The sequence below is a fragment of the Neobacillus sp. plas4 genome, from assembly GCF_057221695.1.
The window spans coordinates 3,503,097-3,520,373 of record NZ_CM170152.1 but is presented as its reverse complement, the minus strand read 5'-3'; the positions used below and the strand labels follow the sequence as shown (position 1 = coordinate 3,520,373).

Here is a 17,277-nt window from a genome sequence, read left to right as displayed (position 1 = left end):
ACCGAAACCAAAAATATACAGGCCACTCGGTTAATGCACGCAATACAAACTACAACAAATAACACTTTTTATTAGGAACATACTGAACAAGCGGTATGTTCTTTTAAATTTTCCATTTTTGTGCAATTATGGTAGATAGAGAAAAGTACTTCAGAAGAAGTGGAGTGTGAAAAATGCAGCTATCTTTAACCATTAAAGGGTCGGGTGTAGATGTTGTTTCTTATCTTATCGCCAAAAACCCCAATAATCCATATGAGCGGGATGAGAAAGGATTCAAAGTTCGACTTGTCTATCCCATTTTTACCAAAGAGGAAGTTCAGTTTGTCATTTATGTGAAGCCAGATCCCATTGATTTAGTTCGAAATTCATCGGATTTATTTGATATAACTCATTACATAAACGACCGCGAGTTTGCTGTCAGCAGCTTGTTTATCACCACCATCCGCAAAGCATTAGGAACAGCGTTAAATGGGAAACCAGATGAAGCGTATCTGCATTGGGTGGATCACCCATTTGATATGGAACTGGCTTTTGGTCCTGTATCAACGGATTTACGAGATCAAGAAATCGCTGATTTGTTTGAACCAATAGGTTACAAAATTGAAATTGAGCGTGGAGATAGTGCTTTCCGTGAAAAAAGCACGGCACGATTTGTCACAATATCCGGCAAGCAAAGCGTCCAAAATGCACTTAAACATGTTTCCATTCTCATACCTGTTATCGATAACTATAAGCACTATTTTTTAGACGAACGAGAAGTGGAGAAACTCGAACGCTATGGGGAAGGATGGCTGGAAACTCATCCGTTAAAGCAGATGATCGTCAAGCGTGCCCTTCGATTTAATGCGTTAATTTCTCAGTCTAAATACTATGACAAGAAACCGTACATTCGTAACCAGGGAGAAGGCACGAAGATTCGTTTAAATGACCTGCGTTATGAAGCAATCCTAAACGTTATTCGCGCATTGCCACAAAAGGAGAACATTGTCGACCTTGGTGCTGGGGAAGGAAGACTGTCTGTACAGCTAGGTTTTGTCGAAGGTGTTAAAGAAATTTTATCGATTGAGCCCTCGAATAAATCCCGCCTTAAGGCGATCGAAAGATTCGGACAAGTGATTGATAAAGAGGGATATGTGGAACCACAATCACTCCCTGGCTCATTATATTATTTTGATAGCCGGCTGCAAAATAAAGATATTATCATTTTGTGTGAAGTAATTGAACACATAGATGAAGAAAGGCTGCCTGAAATTTTTAATACCATCTTGAATGATTATCGACCCAAGACACTAATTGTGACAACACCAAACCAAGAATACAATGTCCTCTATGATATGGATGAAGCCATGCGTCATGACGATCACCGTTTTGAGTGGACAAGAGCTGAATTTGCTCAACATGTGGAAGCGTGGAGTAAAGGATATCCTTATCAAGTTAACATTCAAGGGATCGGTGAAGAACATCCAACATATGGTCAGCCGACACAAATGGCTATTTTTAGAAGGGAGGAGATTTGATGACAACAATAAATTTACCACATGCAGGGATTGTGCTATTGGTCGGCCCCTCTAATACCGGTAAAACGACTTTATTAAATCAGTTAATCCAAGAAAATCAAATTCTTGCTTCTGAAGTTATCAGCTCTGATCAATTCCGCGTTCTTGTTAGTGATATCGAATTTATTAGCTGGAATGGGCGACCAAAAGACGAAAGTGACGCACTGTTTCATGAATACCAGCAAATATCTAGCGCAGCCTTTGATGCAATGGATTATGTCATCTCAAAACGATGTAAACTCAATAAATTAACATTCATCGATGCAACCCATTTACGTGAAGAAGAGCATGAAAAATACCTTCAAATGGGGAAGAAATATCATGTTCCAGTCATTGCTATCGTCCTTAATATCTCGGAAACTGAATTGCTAAGACGAGATGCGGAGAGGGATTTTTCTCGGGGCAGAAACCGAATAAAGCAGCAGTATCAACATTTTAAAAATACGCTTCGCTTCATTAAAAAGAAGCATTACCGAAGGGTTTACTTGTTGGGTGAAGATGAACTTGAAGTATTGAATGTAAGTCGATTGGAAAATCCATTATTTATTGAGCTGGATAACGGAATCGATTTTATCGGTGATATTCATGGCTGCTATGAGGAATTTCTTGAAATCCTCTCAAAACTTGGATACCAAGAAAATGATGAAGGATATTACATCCATCCAGAAGGGCGGAAAATTCTTTCACTTGGTGATGTGTTGAGCCGTGGATCCCGGTCGATTGAAACACTACAATTTTTCCAAAAGCATGTAGCTGCAGGACATGCCTATATGATTGACAGCAATCATGGCTGGAAAATTGCACGCTGGCTGGAAGGAAAAAATGTGAAGATGGCACATGGGGATGAAAATGTTGCTGCTGAGTTTGAAGAATATGAGCGAAAAAATGGTACAGAAGAGACAGAGAAGTTAAAGGAACAAATAAAAGAGTTATTATTAGAAGCCAAATCACATTATATTATTCGGAAAAATGGTGTAAATGCTGTTGTCGCCGTTCATGCAGGAATCAAGGATCACTATATTGGGAAGCAGTCCCACCGTATTTCTGATTTTTGCCGATACGGAGATACTGATGGGCTTGATGAAAATGGGAAGCCAATTCGAAAAGATTGGTCCATCTCTCACAAATCTAGTGAACTCATTATCTGGGGGCATGATCCCAAGCCGCAGCCCTTATTAGTTAACAACACACTGAATATTGACCAAGGTGTGGTTTTCGGCGGCACTCTCACCGCCTATCGTTACCCCGAAAAACAATTCGTTTCGGTGAAGGCTAAGCAGGATTATGCAAATGTACCGGACAATCCATTGAAAGAGTGGGAGCTAAAGCGGCTCAATCCGCCAAATATTATGAAGTTCTTAGAAGGATATTCTGTGCTGACGGAGCACTATGGGGAAATCATGATTTATGATGATGGAGTGAAACCAGCTATAGATGACTTTTCCCATTACACACTGCCGCTTGAAGATATCGTTTATCTGCCGCCGACGATGAGCCCGACACCAAAAGCTTCTCGTCTTGAGGGATACCTTGAACACCCAATGGAGGCATTTGAATATTATCAATCGAATGGCGTCGAGACCATGGTTGTTGAAAAGAAACATATGGGCAGCAGGGGAATTCTATTTTTATTTAAAAATAAGGAAGTCGCCAAGGAATATATCGGCAGGGAAACATTAGGAAATATTTATACCCGGACAGGCAGGGCATTCTTCAAAAAGGAAGTAGAAGAACAAATTGTTGGTGTACTGAATGAGGATCTAGTGAAGAGTCGCTATTTCGAAACCTACAACACAGATTTTGTGCTGCTAGATGCTGAAATTCTTCCCTGGAATTTAAAGGCGAAGGACTTGATTTTAAATCAATATGCACATGTGGGGGAAATGGCATTGCTTGATCGTAAGAAGTTACAGGATTCGCTTCAACAAGCTTTTGAAAGCGGGAAGGGTGTTGAACGCTGGATACAAGAAAACGAGATGGGAATAGAGAACGCAAAGGTTTTTAAGGAAGTCTATCAAAAATACTGTTGGGAAATAGAGGGATTGGATGGGATTCAAATTGCACCCTTTCATACGCTGGCACATAGCAAAGAAACCTTTTTTGACAAGCCCCACAGATGGCATATGGAGAAAAACAAAGAATTCAACGGGATATCCCGGTTATTTCTGGAAACAGAGTACCGGGTTGTAAGTGATGAGGCTTCGATGAAAGCAGCGATTGAGTGGTGGGAAGAAATAACCGAGGCTGGACATGAAGGATTTGTTGTCAAACCAGATTCGTTTATTACCCGTCACAAAGGAAAACTGTTGCAGCCAGCCATAAAGGTGAGGGGACGAAAGTATCTGCATATTATCTATGGAATGGACTATCTGCTTCCTGAAAATTTATCTCGGTTAAAAAAACGGAATGCAGGCAAGAAACAGCGTAATGCGTTGAAGGAATTTGCGCTCGGTGTCGAGGGTGTGAATCGATTTGTAAAAAAGGAATCATTAGAACGTGTTCATGAATGTGTGTTAGGGGTACTGGCTTTAGAAGCTGAACCTATTGATCCAAGATTGTAGTTGAGTAAAAAGGAACTGTGCACACTTGTACACTTTTAATTCAATAGAAAAAGAGCAGCTGCTCTTTTTCTATTTGATTAATGGGAATACCAAACCTGTAAACTTTATTAATAAATGAACAGGCTTTTTATTTATTTTACTGGACCGTTGGTGATCTCAGTGAGTTTAGAATTAATCGCAAAGATTTTTGCATTTACATCTGTTATTCCAAAGCCAGCCAATCTTTTTGAGTGCATATCTAAATATTTTTCAGCTGTTTGTTTTGTTTCGAAAATATAAATTCCGCCTGCTTCGTTTGTTTCAGGACTCTCTGTCCAGATTTTCCACATGAATCCTTCTTCTTCATTTATACTTTTTGCTAAACCCGAAAACTCTTCTGCCATTTCATCTCCGAATGGTCCATTCATTTTAAAATCCACTTGTAAAACGTAAGCCATTATTGTCATTCTCCTTTAATTTACAATTCCTTAGAATCTCATTTTTATCATACAATTGCATTCTATCCATAACGAAACCATGAAAATACCAATAATTGATTGAATCTGTTGTTTATACAACACATTGGCAAAAATGTCTTAAAAGTACGAATGCCATTAATAACTCATTCAAAGACGGACCCCGAGTTTTTTGTACTCGCAAAATTCTTCTTCATTTACCTCGTACCAGTTTGTTTTTTTCATACAAAGAGCCATATTCCATGTGTATTCCCCATATGATGTAGGTAAAAAGGAGCGTGAGAGTATGGCTGTTCATATAGTAAGTGCGGGGGAAAATTTGTGGGCAATTTCAAACCGATATGGTGTGTCTATCCAAACCATTGTCGAGATAAATGGTCTGTCGTCGGCTAACGCCCTTGTCCCTGGTCTCGCATTGTACATTCCCGACAACCAGCTTCCCATCCGCTCCTATCAAATAAAACCAGGAGATCAAATTCGGAAATTGGCTCGGCGGTTCAATACGGATATTTCCTCGATTTTAGGGGCAAATTCCGGGATAGACCCGAGCAGGCTTTTCATCGGACAAAGGATTAACATTCCTTCTCCTAAAAAGTTGGAGATCTCCACTCTCGGGTTTCTTGTTCCATCAGGTGCAAGTACAGATCTCACGGTATTAGATTCCCTCGCCGGGCAATTAACATATTTAGCGGTAGTAGCATATGCGTTTACGTCAGAAGGTTATGCCTATAACTTGATTCAGGATACAGCGATTGTTGCACGAAGTAAGCAATTAAATATCACCCCTTTACTGATGATCCGTAATTTTACAGGAGTAGATTTCAGTGCCGAGCTGGCGGGGCAAGTGCTTAGAAATCCTGCCCACCGCCGAAATTTGGTCCTAAGTATTGTAAATTTAACAAGACAAAGAGGATTCGGGGGTGTCAGTATTGACTTTGAGTTTATTCCGCCCCCACAGCGCAATGATTTTAATCTATTCTTAAGAGAATTAAAGACTGCTTTGGGAGAGTTGTTATTACATGTAAATGTACATGCGAAAACAGCAGATCTCCCGACCAATCGAATTGTCGGAGCATATGATTATGCAGGTATTGGGAATGCAGCCGATATTGTGGCGGTTATGACAATTGATTATGGATACCCAGGCGGACCGCCGGATCCGATTGCCCCTATCTGGTGGATCGAGGAAGTTGTAAAATACGCCCTTTCAAACATTAATCCTCGCAAACTACAAATTGCGCTGCCTCTCTATGGATATGATAAAGTCGCCGGGACGAGTACGACACATGCCATGTCTGTTCTAGCAGCCCAGAATCAAGCTATTAGAACGGGTTCGCCAATTGAATTTGATCAAAGATCCATGTCTCCTTGGTATCGGCACTGGAGTACGGGGCTAGAACATATCGTTTGGTTTGAGGATATTCGAAGTTTCATAGCCAAATATCGTTTGATCGATTTATATAACTTATCAGGAACAACCTTCTGGCAAATTAGCTTGGCAGCACCACAAAATTGGGCGTTTATGAGTAAAAATATTACTGTTTTGAAATAGTATTTTCGAGCATCGCGGATATATTGGGAATAACGCAGATATATTTAGTTTATCGCCGATAAATATGAATTTACGCAGATAAAACCCGATTAACGCAGATATATTTATTTTTTCTGGAAAGACTTTATAAAAAACGAGAAAGTTGGAAATGGTTTTGCTGAGAAGATTGAATTTGATTATTTTTATAAGTGTATTTACAACAATACTACCACAAACACAACCAGTTCTTGCAGAGGACAATCTAGGACACCAATTAAATCAGCTGTTAAATGAGGAACCCGATTTACAGGGGGCTATTGCTGGGGTGAGCATACGAAATGCGACAAATGGTGAAGTTCTATATGACCACCTAGGAGATGTCCGCCTCCGCCCGGCTTCAAATATGAAGCTGTTAACAGCTGCCGCAGCATTATCAGTGTTAGGGGAAAATTACACCTTCAAAACCGAAGTACTCATGGTTGGGACCGTAAAAAAGAAAACCCTGCATGGGAATCTATATTTAAAGGGAAAGGGCGATCCGACTCTCTTAAAGGAAGACTTTGATAACATGGCCGCAGAACTCAAAACATTAGGGATACAAAAAATTACAGGTCATTTAATTGGCGACGATACATGGTATGATGATATCCGTTATTCGGTTGATTTGCCGTGGAGCGATGAACAAACCTATTACGGTGCACAAATTTCCGCCTTAACGGCATCACCAACAAATGATTATGATTCGGGTTCGGTCATGATTGAAGTCAAACCAGGTAACGACGAAGGTGATAAGGCGGAAGTAACACTTACGCCAAATACTGAATTTGTTAAAATAATCAATCAAACCGAAACGGTTGCTAAGGATGGAAAAAAGAAGCTGACCTATGAACGGGAGCACGCCAAAAACACGATTACCATAACGGGGACTTTACCGGTTACATCGAAAGGTGAAAAGGAATGGATTGGTGTCTGGGAACCGACTCGGTACGCATTAGCGCTTTTTAAACAATCACTTGAACAAAAAGGCATTCATCTAACAGGAAAAATAAAAATAGGAACCACTCCAACAGATGCGAAAGTCGTACATACACGGAGCTCGATTAAGCTTTCAGAATTACTTGTTCCTTTTATGAAACTGAGCAACAATGGTCATGCAGAAACCTTGGTAAAAGAGATGGGAAGAGTGGTAAAAGGGGAAGGCAGCTGGGAAAAGGGCATTGAGGTAATGGAAGCAGAGCTAGCCAAATTTGGGATCAACACGGAAACATTGGTCCTGCGGGATGGTTCTGGAATTTCACATGTTAATTTAGTTTCTGCTGCACAGCTGTCTCAATTATTAGTTGCTGTTCAGCAGCAAACGTGGTTTCCTGCCTTTCTTCATTCACTGCCAGTAGCAGGAGCTAGTGAAAAAATGGAAGGTGGCAGCTTACGAAGCAGGATGAAGGGTCCGGATGTAAAAGAGAAGGTATTTGCAAAAACAGGGACGATTTCTACAGTAAGTACCATATCCGGCTATGTAACCACGAAAAGTAGACAAACCTTGGTCTTTTCTATTATGTTAAACAATCTAATGGAGGATGCCAAAGGTAAGAAAATTGAAGATAAACTAATTTCGATTATAGCCAATCATTGATGGGTTGTGTCTTTTGATACAACTCTATTTTCGTCTTCCGGGTAAGGATAAAAAAATATTCATATAAATAAAAAATTTAAATTCATAATATCGTAAATATTCCCCATCCTATAAAAGTAAAAAGATACTTAGGAGGAAATTTTATGGCACAATTAAGAGATATCATGACATCAGATGTTGTAACCGTTAATGAAACACAGACCGTACAGGAAGCAGCAGCGTTAATGAGCAAATATAATATCGGAGCGATCCCAGTAGTAAATAACAATCGACAAATCGTTGGAATTGTAACGGATCGTGATATTACCCTCCGTACGACTGCACAAGGAGAAAATCCACAAACGCCTGTTTCCGAAGTTATGACTGCGCAGCAAATCGTACAAGGTACACCTGATATGGATGTGCATCAAGCTGCAAATTTAATGGCAGAGCAGCAAATTCGCAGATTGCCAGTGACTGAAAATGGTCAATTGGTAGGAATGGTAGCTTTAGGCGATCTTGCAGTGCAAAATCAATATGCAAATGAGGCAGAACAGGCATTACAAAGTATCTCAACTCCATCAGCACCTCAACAATAGGAAGAAGTTACCGGGAGAAATGGAACCATAAGTACACTTTTTGAAAATAACAAACTTTTTTAATACGTGTCCCATACAAATTGCCGTTAAAAAACCACTTGGAAAAGTGGTTTTTTAATCGCGCATTGCTCCTGCCTCTCGGGAAGTCATGGCACCTTCACCTTGGCTTATATCTTTTTGAATTTCTTGTTTTACTTTTTGTGGATCCGTTCCGGCAAAATTTGGTTTCATTATAGAATTGATATTCCCTTTAACTTGCTGATTCTGTTTCATATAAGTCCTCCTTCATCCATTCATTATTGAAATCATCTGAACGAATGTGTGATTATTTCCTTTTGATATCAATAAAAAGTGTACCATCGGGTTGAATTTCTGCATAAAAAACTTCAGATACCGAGGTAACCCCTGCTTTTTGAAGGTTTTGTTGTAACCAGTCAGTATTTAGATTCAATTTTTCCAAGCTTTCAGAGGTAATTTTCCCATCCAACACGACCCCGGTTGCTATAGGAAATACTTTTTTCCTAATACTTATGTTCATATCCTCTTTCGTTACAGGCTGTCCCGATTCCTTTTTCATCACCGAAAGTTTACCATCTGTTTCAAATATGGCGTACTCTACCTCTGCCATAGAAAAGACATTTTTTTGTCTTAGGATAGCCCTTAAGGAATCTAAATCTAATCGACAGCTTCGGAGAGCTTGTTCCATAATCTTTCCTTCTTTAATCAAGATGACAGGTTCACCTGTCAGCAATTTTCTAGCGTGTACAGATTTAATATCGATATAACTCATGATCAATGTGTAAATACTCCAACCAGCCAATGCGATAAGTCCATTGCGAATACTTAATTGGTGGTCAACTACAAGGCTCGCTGCTATTTCACCAATCGCAATAGCTGAAACAAAATTGAAAAAAGTCATTTGACTAATCTCTTTTCTGCCCATTATTCTTGTTAGTAAAAATAATACAAAAAAGCCCAATGTTATCCTTAGCAACAATGTGTGTAATTCCATAGAAACCACCAACCTTTGTGATTCTTCAATGAACTGGCCTTTCACCTCTTTATTGTTTCATTATAACTTGCGGATTTTTACATGTTGCTATTCGTTAGCTGATCAGTTTTTGATTTTTATTTCACTTTTCAATTAAACCCGTTACTTTCATTCAAACCTTTTCTTAATGCCTCGATAGCACGCAAAACATTTTTATGATTCTCCTCTGTGTTTCGATGATTTCTTGCATGAAGCAGGACCGGTCGAACGGATTCAACGGATCTTCCAAAGTCGTTCATCCACTCATATCGGGGTACTAACCAGGTATGGAAATGATGTGTGGTATCTTCGTTGTAGAAATAATAAACATGGTTAATGCCTAGAATCTCGCGTTGTGCTTTCCTGATTTCCGTAAGTATATTTATGTAATCCAGTCTTTCTTCATCCGTCAATTCATCCAAGCATTTTATATGTCTTTTTGAAGCCAGTATAACTAATCCTTCAATCGGATAGGCAACATCCTGGTGGGCATGGAAATGTTCTGTTTCTACTATCACGCCGCCATCTGGCACCACCAGCCCGCTCGTCAAAGCACAACTCAAGCATTCAACTTCAACCGTTTTCCCATTTGATAATGTAATTTTTCTCATCCAATTTCCCCCTCTGCAAGTATCCTGAATTATCTTACAACACACTCATCAATAAAAGAATAGTAAGAAGTTTTTTTGCGAAAAATAAACTAAAAAAACGGTGGGATACGATGATTTTTGGTTGTCATGTTAGCATTCGAAACGGGTATTTAGGTGCGGCAAAACGAGCAGAGGCTTACGGAGCTGCGGCATTTCAATATTTTCCGAAAAATCCACGGAGCCTTTCAATCAAAGACTTTGACCGAGGAGATGCGGGAAGCTGTAAAGAATTTTGCCAAGAGCATGGGATGGTTTCCGTTGCACATACACCTTACTCAACAAGTTTGACGCCTTCTGAGGATAAAAAAGAGTTAACGATTGCGTCTCTCTTAAATGATTTAGAAATTGCAGATTCCTGCGGCTCAGTTGGAGTAATTGTCCACTTTGGGAGTCAAATAAGCAAAACAGACCCACTTGCTAGTTATCATTTAATGTTAGAAATGCTTAATTCTGTCCTCAGTCAATGGAGTGGGGAATGTTTACTATTAATTGAGAATAACGCTGGAACAAAAGGAGCCCTCGGCACAACGTTTGAGGAATTAGTTCAAATTCGGAACCTGGCGGATTATCCAGAGAAAATCGGTTTTTGCCTCGACACTTGTCATATGTTTGCGAGTGGACTTTGGAATGGGGAAAATACAGAAGAATTTTTCGCAAAAGGTCAAGAACTCCATTACTTTAAACATCTTAAAATCATTCATCTCAATAATTCTAAATATCCGACTGGATCGAGAAAGGATCGTCATGCGAATATTTTTCAAAATGGACTCATCAAAGATGAGCACCTAAAGGATATCGTAACCTCGCCAATTCTAAAACAGATTCCATTTGTGTTAGAAACGCCAGATGATGAAGGAATAACACATCGAGAAGAAATTAAGCAGCTCTATCAAAAATGGGGATAGTTAAATTGTCACAATAAATATATAATTAATATAATAAGTAAACAATATTGGCAGGGATAGAAGATGAAACAAATGAAAAAAGGACCAATCCTATCAGAACGTTTTGAGGTTGCCTTCAATCAAGTGCATGATGCGATGAAGGATATTGTCAAAATTAATGATGATAGATTTGTAGTGTTGGTAAAGGTGGGCGCAAAGAAATACCAAATCATCGAAACCTTTAAAAAGGATCTCGAGCAATATGCGAAACTAAGGAATGCCATTGTTCATGAAAAAATGGAGGTCGGCTATTATATTGCGGAACCGAATGCAAAAGTGGTTGAACATATTGAGAAAATCGCGCATGTATTTAACCGTCCGAATTATGCAATGACCATTGCGACGAAAAATGTGGTTTACTTTGATTATAATGATAGTATTTTAAAAGTGACGGAGGCAATCCGTCAGTATAATTATTCCAAATTTCCAATCTATAAGAATAAGGAATTTGCAGGCCTTTTGACGGCAGGATCGATCGTGAAGTGGATGGCACAAAACATGGTGAGCAGTTCTGTGAATCTAGCACATACCCAAATATCTGATATTATGAAATATGAAAAAGAACATCCCATTGATTTTGTGGCGAAAAGTACCAATATCTTTGATGTTGAAACCATTTTTGAAAAGTCACATAAAGTAAAGAAAAAATTAGAAGCCGTTATTATTACTGAAAACGGAAGAAAAGATGAGACCCCGCTTGGAATTGTCACTCCGTGGGACTTAATTGAAATTGATTATACAGTTGATTAAAAAAAAGAAAGGAGCACACCAAAAAAAGGTATGCTCTTTTTCCTATTGTCTAGCTACATCGCCCAGCGGCTAGTGTACTTCGCTCTTCTCCCTACGATAAGTCAACATCGAAACGCTACGCTCTTCGTGTTTCCTTTATCTCAGTCGAAGTGCTCCAGTCCATACGCCGCTGAACGGGCGCTTCCGCTTTTCCTATTACATATCATCAAAATGAAACTCACTTAATTGATCCATATGACTGGCAATCATCGCGATAATTGTACTTGCTTCTTCTTTGCTGAAAATGAAATGGGATTCGTCTTTAATTAATTCATCATCGGTCGTCCAAATCCTGTTAATTCTTTTTAAAACACCGTCACCTGTTTCAGGAACGACTCCAAATTGATAGGTCACTTCAACCTCATCCTCGTGCTTGAATGCCGTTACCTCCGGTGTGTTCCAGTCTACATCAATTTCTTCAAAGATATCATCACTGCTTACTTGTTCAGCCTCATAATACTCGACACCATCATCAACCATTTCATCATAACATTCGTCGCTGTTTGCATACACTTCGGTTGAAGTCAAATAGACACCGTCATCGGTGTAGTGATCCTCATCATTCATATAATCATGAAGACTTGCATGGACTTCATCGACGATTTCTTCTATGTCCGAAAGGATGATTTTAGCAGTATGCCCACTGTCAACATCAAAGGTATCGATGTAGAATTCTTCGTTCCCTGGATCAAAGAATAATGTACAAAAATAGTCTCTATCGATATCTTCTGTATGCACATCTTCCGTTTCTACAAAAAATTCGATCCTCGGGTGTTTGGCAGCTCTTTCAATCGACATTTGACCAACCTGATCATACTCTTCACATATCGATTCCAGGTGATCCTGCAGCTCACTGCAAACTCTGTCAAACCATTCTAACGACATTAACATCCCATCCTTTCAAGGTAATCGAAGTTATTATCTCCAACATGCACATTAATATGTCTAACCCATGCATTTTTGTAAAAATATGGATTTCTTATCTAGCCTACATTGAGAGCGATATTATTTTGGAATCAGTGATCAAGAGCTATATGAATGGAAGGAGGCAAACGGAAGATTCTCGGTGTATAGTGTCTTCCGGAAACACTTTCTCAAGCCATTAAGGAAAAGTTTGAAAGTAAATTAATCATAATAAGATTATGTCAACAAAATGAACGTAGTTAGCAGCTACCGCTGCCATTCAAAAAATCATCGAGGATGTTGGTTTTTATCCATTGCTAGTAAAGAATGGTCGAAACAAGCATACTTACAAATGACTGCTTCAAATGTTGGAACCTCTTCGTAAACAAGAAATCATGGGGAACACAACTATAAGCAAATCCTTGATTCCTTAAAAATCTTGCTTTTTGAAAAGACAATGGTCGCTAATATGTATGCGAAGTCTTTATTTTCTAGAGCCTAATATATTGGTACTCGGATAAAAAGAAAAATTCCTCATTTTTAAAATGGGGAATTTTTTTGATAATCAAGCTCAAATTGTTCGATTCGTTCTCGGACAAAGTCAGGCACAGGGCAGGGTGACAGAGTATCGCGGTTTACACTCACATAGATAATCTCAGCCAGCAGAACGGGCTCGATTTCATCTTCTCTCGTAATCATAAAATTCATGGTCATGCTTTTGGTGCCGACTTTTTCCATTCGGCACCAAATGGTCAGCCAATCATTTAAGTATGCGGATCGTTTATACTCGATGGTCGATTTGGCCAGAACAAAATCAAAGGCTTCATCGTGTTGCAGAAGCTGCTGGAAATATTCTGTGACGGCCACATCTATATACGTTAAATAATGAGAATTAAAAACAATCTTTTGCCCATCAATTTCCGAATAGCGCACCTTTAATCGGTGGGAGAAACGATAATCTATCATTCTAGACTCCCTTCCTTACAGCCTATTTCACCAAGGCATTCTCTTCCTCGGCTAGGGTTTTAACCCTCTCAACAAATTTAACTACCGTCTTATCACTCGCAAACCATAAAAATAGTTTTAAAAAGGCCTTTAATGGTTTATTGGTCGTTGTATATTTGAAAATTGTTTTATGTTCCGTTATTTTCGCTAACTCATAGCCAGCTGTAATTTCAAACATGTTGGCTAAGGTGAATCCAACCTTCATTTTTTTGTGATCAGCTGTGTTCATATATTCTAATGTTTCAACATCATATTCTTCAATACGCTTTCCTTCCTTATACTGCTGACGATAAATGGTACCTACTTTTTCTTCTGTAATTTTAACAGGTGTATGACCCACAACTTGAGGCATCATTTTTTGCGTTTTTTCCAATGTACCATCAAATAAATCCCAAATATTTTCGATGGGAGCGTCAATTTCTATTTCCTTTGTCCATTCTCTCAGTTTGGAACACCTCTTTGTATATATAATTATTTTAATTTTTTCGAAAAAATACCTAGTAAAATTAATATTCTATTTATAATGGTAAAACACCTTTTCATTGTACCAAACTCCATGAGTAGTGCTGAAATTATCTATAATTTTTAGAATTTTTTATATCTAAGTTGTATCATTTGATGTAAAGTAGAAATAATTGCTAAATTAGATATAGGAATAATGGAAAGGAATGGTGCACGATTGAGTTCATCATTTAATAGTTCAATAGATAATTCAAATACGATTACCCGTTCCAAACGGGTATGGATAGCCATTATTTTAGGTTCTTTAGGGGCTTTCGCTCCCTTATCCATTGATATGTATCTCCCAGCGCTTCCAATCTTAGCGGATTACTTCCATACTAGCGCTTCTTCTATTCAGCTAAGTTTAACATTTTTCCTGCTAGGAATTTCCTTAGGACAGCTATTTGCAGGACCCATTAGTGATATTCGCGGGAGACGAAAACCACTGCTAATTGGATTAATTATTTATGGTGTCGTTTCAATACTGTGCGTATTTAGTCCATCCATTTGGACCTTCATATTGTTACGTTTTATTCAAGGACTTGCCGGATCATTTGGAATGGTTATCTCAAGGGCGATTGTCCGCGACTTATATTCCGGTACCGAACTAACCAAATTCTTTGCACTTCTTTCATTAGTAAACGGAGCGGCACCGATTCTAGCTCCAGTATTTGGTGCTATACTACTAAGATTTGTTCCTTGGCAAGGGATATTTATTGTATTAGGATTAATCGGTTTTATTATGTTTATTGTTGTCCTTTTTGGCTTAATGGAAACATTGCCAGCTGAGAAACGGGTAAAAGCTGGAATCAAAAATACACTTATTACCTTTCAAAAATTGATTGTTGATCGAAGTTTCATCGGGTATGCCCTTACACAAGGACTGGTCAGTGCATCAATGTTTGCCTACATAGCAGGCTCTCCTTTTGTGGTGCAAAGCATTTATGGTGCTTCACCGGAAACCTTCAGCCTTATTTTTGCCATCAATGGAATCGGCATTATGATTGCTAGTCAATTAACAGGCAGGCTGTCTGTCAGATTCCGGGAGTCAAAGCTATTGGCCATCGGCTTATCTATGTCTGTTTTTGGTTCAGTGATGTTACTTATCTTATTGTTGTTTCAGGCAAAGTTATGGATTATTACCATCCCGTTATTTTTCGTCATATCCAGTGTGGGTATGGTCAATACGGCAGGATTCTCGCTTGCCATGCAGGAGCAGGGGAAAAATGCAGGAAGTGCCGCTGCGCTGTTGGGGGTTCTCTCCCTCTTATTTGGCGGTATCACTTCTCCTTTAGTCGGATTAGGAGGAGATCAATCCGCGATCCCAATGGGGCTTGTCATCGCCTGCGCTTCCATTGGCGCTGTGATTACGTATATATTCTTAGTGCTAAGAAAATCCTCAAAGCAAAAAGCTTCTTCATAAAAATTCATTTAGTAGTGGTAGTCAGCATTCGGTGCATTAGGGCATCGAATGCTTTTTTATATGGATAATTTTGGTTAATTTGAAACTATTTACGAGAAAAGACGTCTAGAAGTTAAGTAGAGAGTACATAGTAGGAGGTCACTATGAATAAAGGTGAAATGAAAAAGGGAAGAGGATATTGGATAGCCGCTATTTTGCTAGTATTGGCAGTATTACTCGCAGGGTGTAAAGAAGAAAATTCAAAGGAGACAACTTGGGCTAAAAAAAGTGAGGTTCAGAAGTCAGAGGCGCAGTTTATACCAACAGAATACGATGCAGATGTGAAGGTAAATGCAGCGGAAAAATCCTTAACCGGTACACTTAAAGTGAAGGCAACAAACCAAACAGGAAAGAGCCAGGACAAAATTTACCTCCATGTTTACCCGAACCAATTTCGTGAAGGTGTAGATTTATTGGGTGGGTTCTGGCGTCAAATCATTGATGAGAATTCTGAACCTGGAACTATGGAAATTTCAGAAGTTCAAGTCAATGGAAAGGCAAATAAATTTGAGATCAAAGACACAGTCCTTGAAATCCCTTTGGATAAATGGGATAAGGGTCAAGCGATTACGATCGAATTTAATTTTTCAATGAAGGTCCCGAAAAATAACGGACGATTTGCGTATGATGAGCATGCGATTTGGCTGGGAAACTGGCTTCCTATTCAAGCTGTTTATGATAAGAGAGGCTGGGTTACAGATCCGTATCATTCAATGGGAGATCCATTTTATAGCCTGGTTGGGAAGTATACTATGAATGTATTAGTTCCGGGAAATTATAAAATCGCCAGTACTGGCAAGGAAACAGAGGGTATAAAGGAACAAGACGGAACTCTGCGGTACACTACGTCCATTGAAAATGTAAGGGACTTGCCATGGTCATAATGGATGAATCGTATCAAAAGTTATCTGACCAAGTAGGAGATACAATCGTTCATACATGGTTCCTAGCAAGTGACAACCAGGAGGCAGTAAGGAAAAACCATGAAGCGGGAAAAAAGGCATTAGCTTATTTTAGTGAAATTTATGGTCCTTATCCATATCCTGAATATGATATCGTTCGGACGGGTATGTTTACCGCAATGGAATTTCCAGGCATAATTTACCTTCCAAAAAACATTCTTGAGAGCAATGAAACGGAAATTGGTTCTGTGGTCCATGAAACCGCACATCAATGGTGGTATGGAATAGTAGGAAATGATGAAGTAAAAGAGCCTTGGTTGGATGAGGCATTGGCAACGTATACTACAACGAGATTTATGTTAGAGGAATTTCCGGAACATGGAGCGGCAAATTTAGAGAATAGAAAGCAAATGACAGCTGGAACGGAAATGTTTGAACGAGATGGCATATTTATTGGGAGTCCTATTGATCAATTCAAAAGCATTGGCAGCTATTCACAGCTTGTCTACCAAAAGGGTGCTTTAATGTTGGAAAACCTTGAGAAGGTAATAGGGAAAGAAAAAATGGACCAAATCCTACAAACATATTTTAATGAATATCAGTATGGAATAGCGTCTGGAAGTGACTTCGTTGCTGTCTTTGCCAATGAACTAGGTCCAGAGGCAAAGGTTTATTTTGAGGGATGGCTGAAGGGTAAAGAACCTGAGTTTAAGAAATAAATCGATGAAGACCATCACTTAGTGAAAATTCCTGAGAAATGGTCTTTGTTTACCTAAT

General features: G+C 39.0%; 17 protein-coding genes. 10 read left to right on the top strand and 7 right to left on the bottom strand.

Annotated features, from left to right (window positions below):
• The first annotated feature begins 173 nt into the window (after positions 1-173).
• Together AC2TFD_RS17565 and AC2TFD_RS17560 are read left to right on the top strand one after the other, a co-directional pair.
• Positions 174-1,517: a methyltransferase domain-containing protein gene (locus tag AC2TFD_RS17565; RefSeq protein ID WP_484673646.1), complete on the top strand. Its 1,344-nt coding sequence runs from the start codon at positions 174-176 to the stop codon at positions 1,515-1,517.
• Positions 1,517-4,117, top strand: a complete 2,601-nt coding sequence (locus tag AC2TFD_RS17560) for a polynucleotide kinase-phosphatase (protein WP_335518529.1) — start codon at positions 1,517-1,519, stop codon at positions 4,115-4,117. Before AC2TFD_RS17565 ends, AC2TFD_RS17560 begins: the two co-directional genes overlap by 1 nt.
• 131 nt (positions 4,118-4,248) lie before the next feature.
• Here the strand turns inward: AC2TFD_RS17560 and AC2TFD_RS17555 are convergent, their stop codons facing one another.
• The gene (locus tag AC2TFD_RS17555; RefSeq protein WP_335518525.1) at positions 4,249-4,554 is read right to left on the bottom strand and encodes a monooxygenase; all 306 of its coding nucleotides are present in this window, start codon (positions 4,552-4,554) and stop codon (positions 4,249-4,251) included.
• Between the two features lie 304 nt (positions 4,555-4,858).
• Between AC2TFD_RS17555 and AC2TFD_RS17550 the strand changes: the two genes are divergently transcribed.
• The 3 genes from AC2TFD_RS17550 to AC2TFD_RS17540 all read left to right on the top strand — a co-directional run bounded on the left by AC2TFD_RS17550 (position 4,859) and on the right by AC2TFD_RS17540 (position 8,314).
• The gene (locus tag AC2TFD_RS17550; RefSeq protein ID WP_484673645.1) at positions 4,859-6,124 is read left to right on the top strand and encodes a glycosyl hydrolase family 18 protein; all 1,266 of its coding nucleotides are present in this window, start codon (positions 4,859-4,861) and stop codon (positions 6,122-6,124) included.
• A 148-nt stretch (positions 6,125-6,272) separates the two neighbouring features.
• Complete coding sequence (gene dacB / locus AC2TFD_RS17545) at positions 6,273-7,736, top strand: D-alanyl-D-alanine carboxypeptidase/D-alanyl-D-alanine endopeptidase (RefSeq protein ID WP_420489064.1); 1,464 nt, start codon at positions 6,273-6,275, stop codon at positions 7,734-7,736.
• A 143-nt stretch (positions 7,737-7,879) separates the two neighbouring features.
• A complete protein-coding gene (locus AC2TFD_RS17540) occupies positions 7,880-8,314 on the top strand; it encodes a CBS domain-containing protein (RefSeq protein WP_335513452.1) in 435 nt (144 codons plus the stop codon).
• Between the two features lie 114 nt (positions 8,315-8,428).
• On the opposite strand, the gene AC2TFD_RS17535 is transcribed toward AC2TFD_RS17540, so the two are convergent.
• The 3 genes from AC2TFD_RS17535 to AC2TFD_RS17525 form a co-directional block, all read right to left on the bottom strand.
• Positions 8,429-8,587, bottom strand: a complete 159-nt coding sequence (locus AC2TFD_RS17535) for a hypothetical protein (protein WP_335513454.1) — start codon at positions 8,585-8,587, stop codon at positions 8,429-8,431.
• A 52-nt stretch (positions 8,588-8,639) separates the two neighbouring features.
• Positions 8,640-9,326, bottom strand: a complete 687-nt coding sequence (locus tag AC2TFD_RS17530) for a YetF domain-containing protein (protein ID WP_335513456.1) — start codon at positions 9,324-9,326, stop codon at positions 8,640-8,642.
• Positions 9,327-9,454: 128 nt separating this feature from the next.
• Positions 9,455-9,955, bottom strand: a complete 501-nt coding sequence (locus AC2TFD_RS17525) for an HIT family protein (RefSeq protein WP_335513458.1) — start codon at positions 9,953-9,955, stop codon at positions 9,455-9,457.
• 110 nt (positions 9,956-10,065) lie between these two features.
• On the opposite strand from AC2TFD_RS17525, the gene AC2TFD_RS17520 reads away from it, so the two are divergent.
• Together AC2TFD_RS17520 and AC2TFD_RS17515 are read left to right on the top strand one after the other, a co-directional pair.
• Positions 10,066-10,899 carry a deoxyribonuclease IV gene (locus tag AC2TFD_RS17520; RefSeq protein WP_484673644.1) on the top strand — a complete coding sequence of 278 codons (834 nt, stop codon included), beginning with the start codon at positions 10,066-10,068 and terminating at the stop codon, positions 10,897-10,899.
• A 63-nt stretch (positions 10,900-10,962) separates the two neighbouring features.
• The gene (locus AC2TFD_RS17515) at positions 10,963-11,688 is read left to right on the top strand and encodes a CBS domain-containing protein (protein ID WP_335513462.1); all 726 of its coding nucleotides are present in this window, start codon (positions 10,963-10,965) and stop codon (positions 11,686-11,688) included.
• Positions 11,689-11,883: 195 nt separating this feature from the next.
• Here AC2TFD_RS17515 and AC2TFD_RS17510 read toward each other — a convergent pair whose 3' ends face one another.
• The 3 genes from AC2TFD_RS17510 to AC2TFD_RS17500 all read right to left on the bottom strand — a co-directional run bounded on the left by AC2TFD_RS17510 (position 11,884) and on the right by AC2TFD_RS17500 (position 13,990).
• Complete coding sequence (locus tag AC2TFD_RS17510) at positions 11,884-12,612, bottom strand: hypothetical protein (RefSeq protein WP_484673643.1); 729 nt, start codon at positions 12,610-12,612, stop codon at positions 11,884-11,886.
• 558 nt (positions 12,613-13,170) lie between these two features.
• The gene (locus tag AC2TFD_RS17505) at positions 13,171-13,596 is read right to left on the bottom strand and encodes an acyl-CoA thioesterase (RefSeq protein ID WP_335513466.1); all 426 of its coding nucleotides are present in this window, start codon (positions 13,594-13,596) and stop codon (positions 13,171-13,173) included.
• Between the two features lie 22 nt (positions 13,597-13,618).
• A complete protein-coding gene (locus AC2TFD_RS17500) occupies positions 13,619-13,990 on the bottom strand; it encodes an SRPBCC family protein (protein ID WP_484673642.1) in 372 nt (123 codons plus the stop codon).
• 324 nt (positions 13,991-14,314) lie between these two features.
• On the opposite strand from AC2TFD_RS17500, the gene AC2TFD_RS17495 reads away from it, so the two are divergent.
• The 3 genes from AC2TFD_RS17495 to AC2TFD_RS17485 all read left to right on the top strand — a co-directional run bounded on the left by AC2TFD_RS17495 (position 14,315) and on the right by AC2TFD_RS17485 (position 17,219).
• A complete protein-coding gene (locus tag AC2TFD_RS17495; protein WP_335513470.1) occupies positions 14,315-15,559 on the top strand; it encodes a multidrug effflux MFS transporter in 1,245 nt (414 codons plus the stop codon).
• Positions 15,560-15,702: 143 nt separating this feature from the next.
• A complete protein-coding gene (locus AC2TFD_RS17490; RefSeq protein ID WP_484673641.1) occupies positions 15,703-16,482 on the top strand; it encodes a gluzincin family metallopeptidase in 780 nt (259 codons plus the stop codon).
• Positions 16,473-17,219, top strand: coding sequence for a M1 family aminopeptidase (locus AC2TFD_RS17485; protein ID WP_484673640.1), 747 nt, complete (start codon positions 16,473-16,475; stop codon positions 17,217-17,219). Before AC2TFD_RS17490 ends, AC2TFD_RS17485 begins: the two co-directional genes overlap by 10 nt.
• The last annotated feature ends 58 nt before the right edge of the window (positions 17,220-17,277 follow it).

Coding starts and splice junctions, on each gene's coding strand:
- AC2TFD_RS17550 (WP_484673645.1), top strand. CDS start 4,859: ATGGCTGTTCATATAGTAAGTGCGGGGGAAAATTTGTGGGCAATTTCA.
- AC2TFD_RS17565 (WP_484673646.1), top strand. CDS start 174: ATGCAGCTATCTTTAACCATTAAAGGGTCGGGTGTAGATGTTGTTTCT.
- AC2TFD_RS17505 (WP_335513466.1), bottom strand. CDS start 13,596: ATGATAGATTATCGTTTCTCCCACCGATTAAAGGTGCGCTATTCGGAA.
- AC2TFD_RS17560 (WP_335518529.1), top strand. CDS start 1,517: ATGACAACAATAAATTTACCACATGCAGGGATTGTGCTATTGGTCGGC.
- AC2TFD_RS17520 (WP_484673644.1), top strand. CDS start 10,066: ATGATTTTTGGTTGTCATGTTAGCATTCGAAACGGGTATTTAGGTGCG.
- AC2TFD_RS17490 (WP_484673641.1), top strand. CDS start 15,703: ATGAATAAAGGTGAAATGAAAAAGGGAAGAGGATATTGGATAGCCGCT.
- AC2TFD_RS17515 (WP_335513462.1), top strand. CDS start 10,963: ATGAAACAAATGAAAAAAGGACCAATCCTATCAGAACGTTTTGAGGTT.
- AC2TFD_RS17535 (WP_335513454.1), bottom strand. CDS start 8,587: ATGAAACAGAATCAGCAAGTTAAAGGGAATATCAATTCTATAATGAAA.
- AC2TFD_RS17555 (WP_335518525.1), bottom strand. CDS start 4,554: ATGGCTTACGTTTTACAAGTGGATTTTAAAATGAATGGACCATTCGGA.
- AC2TFD_RS17500 (WP_484673642.1), bottom strand. CDS start 13,990: ATGATGCCTCAAGTTGTGGGTCATACACCTGTTAAAATTACAGAAGAA.
- AC2TFD_RS17485 (WP_484673640.1), top strand. CDS start 16,473: ATGGTCATAATGGATGAATCGTATCAAAAGTTATCTGACCAAGTAGGA.
- AC2TFD_RS17530 (WP_335513456.1), bottom strand. CDS start 9,326: ATGGAATTACACACATTGTTGCTAAGGATAACATTGGGCTTTTTTGTA.
- AC2TFD_RS17525 (WP_335513458.1), bottom strand. CDS start 9,955: ATGAGAAAAATTACATTATCAAATGGGAAAACGGTTGAAGTTGAATGC.
- AC2TFD_RS17540 (WP_335513452.1), top strand. CDS start 7,880: ATGGCACAATTAAGAGATATCATGACATCAGATGTTGTAACCGTTAAT.
- AC2TFD_RS17510 (WP_484673643.1), bottom strand. CDS start 12,612: ATGTCGTTAGAATGGTTTGACAGAGTTTGCAGTGAGCTGCAGGATCAC.
- dacB (WP_420489064.1), top strand. CDS start 6,273: ATGGTTTTGCTGAGAAGATTGAATTTGATTATTTTTATAAGTGTATTT.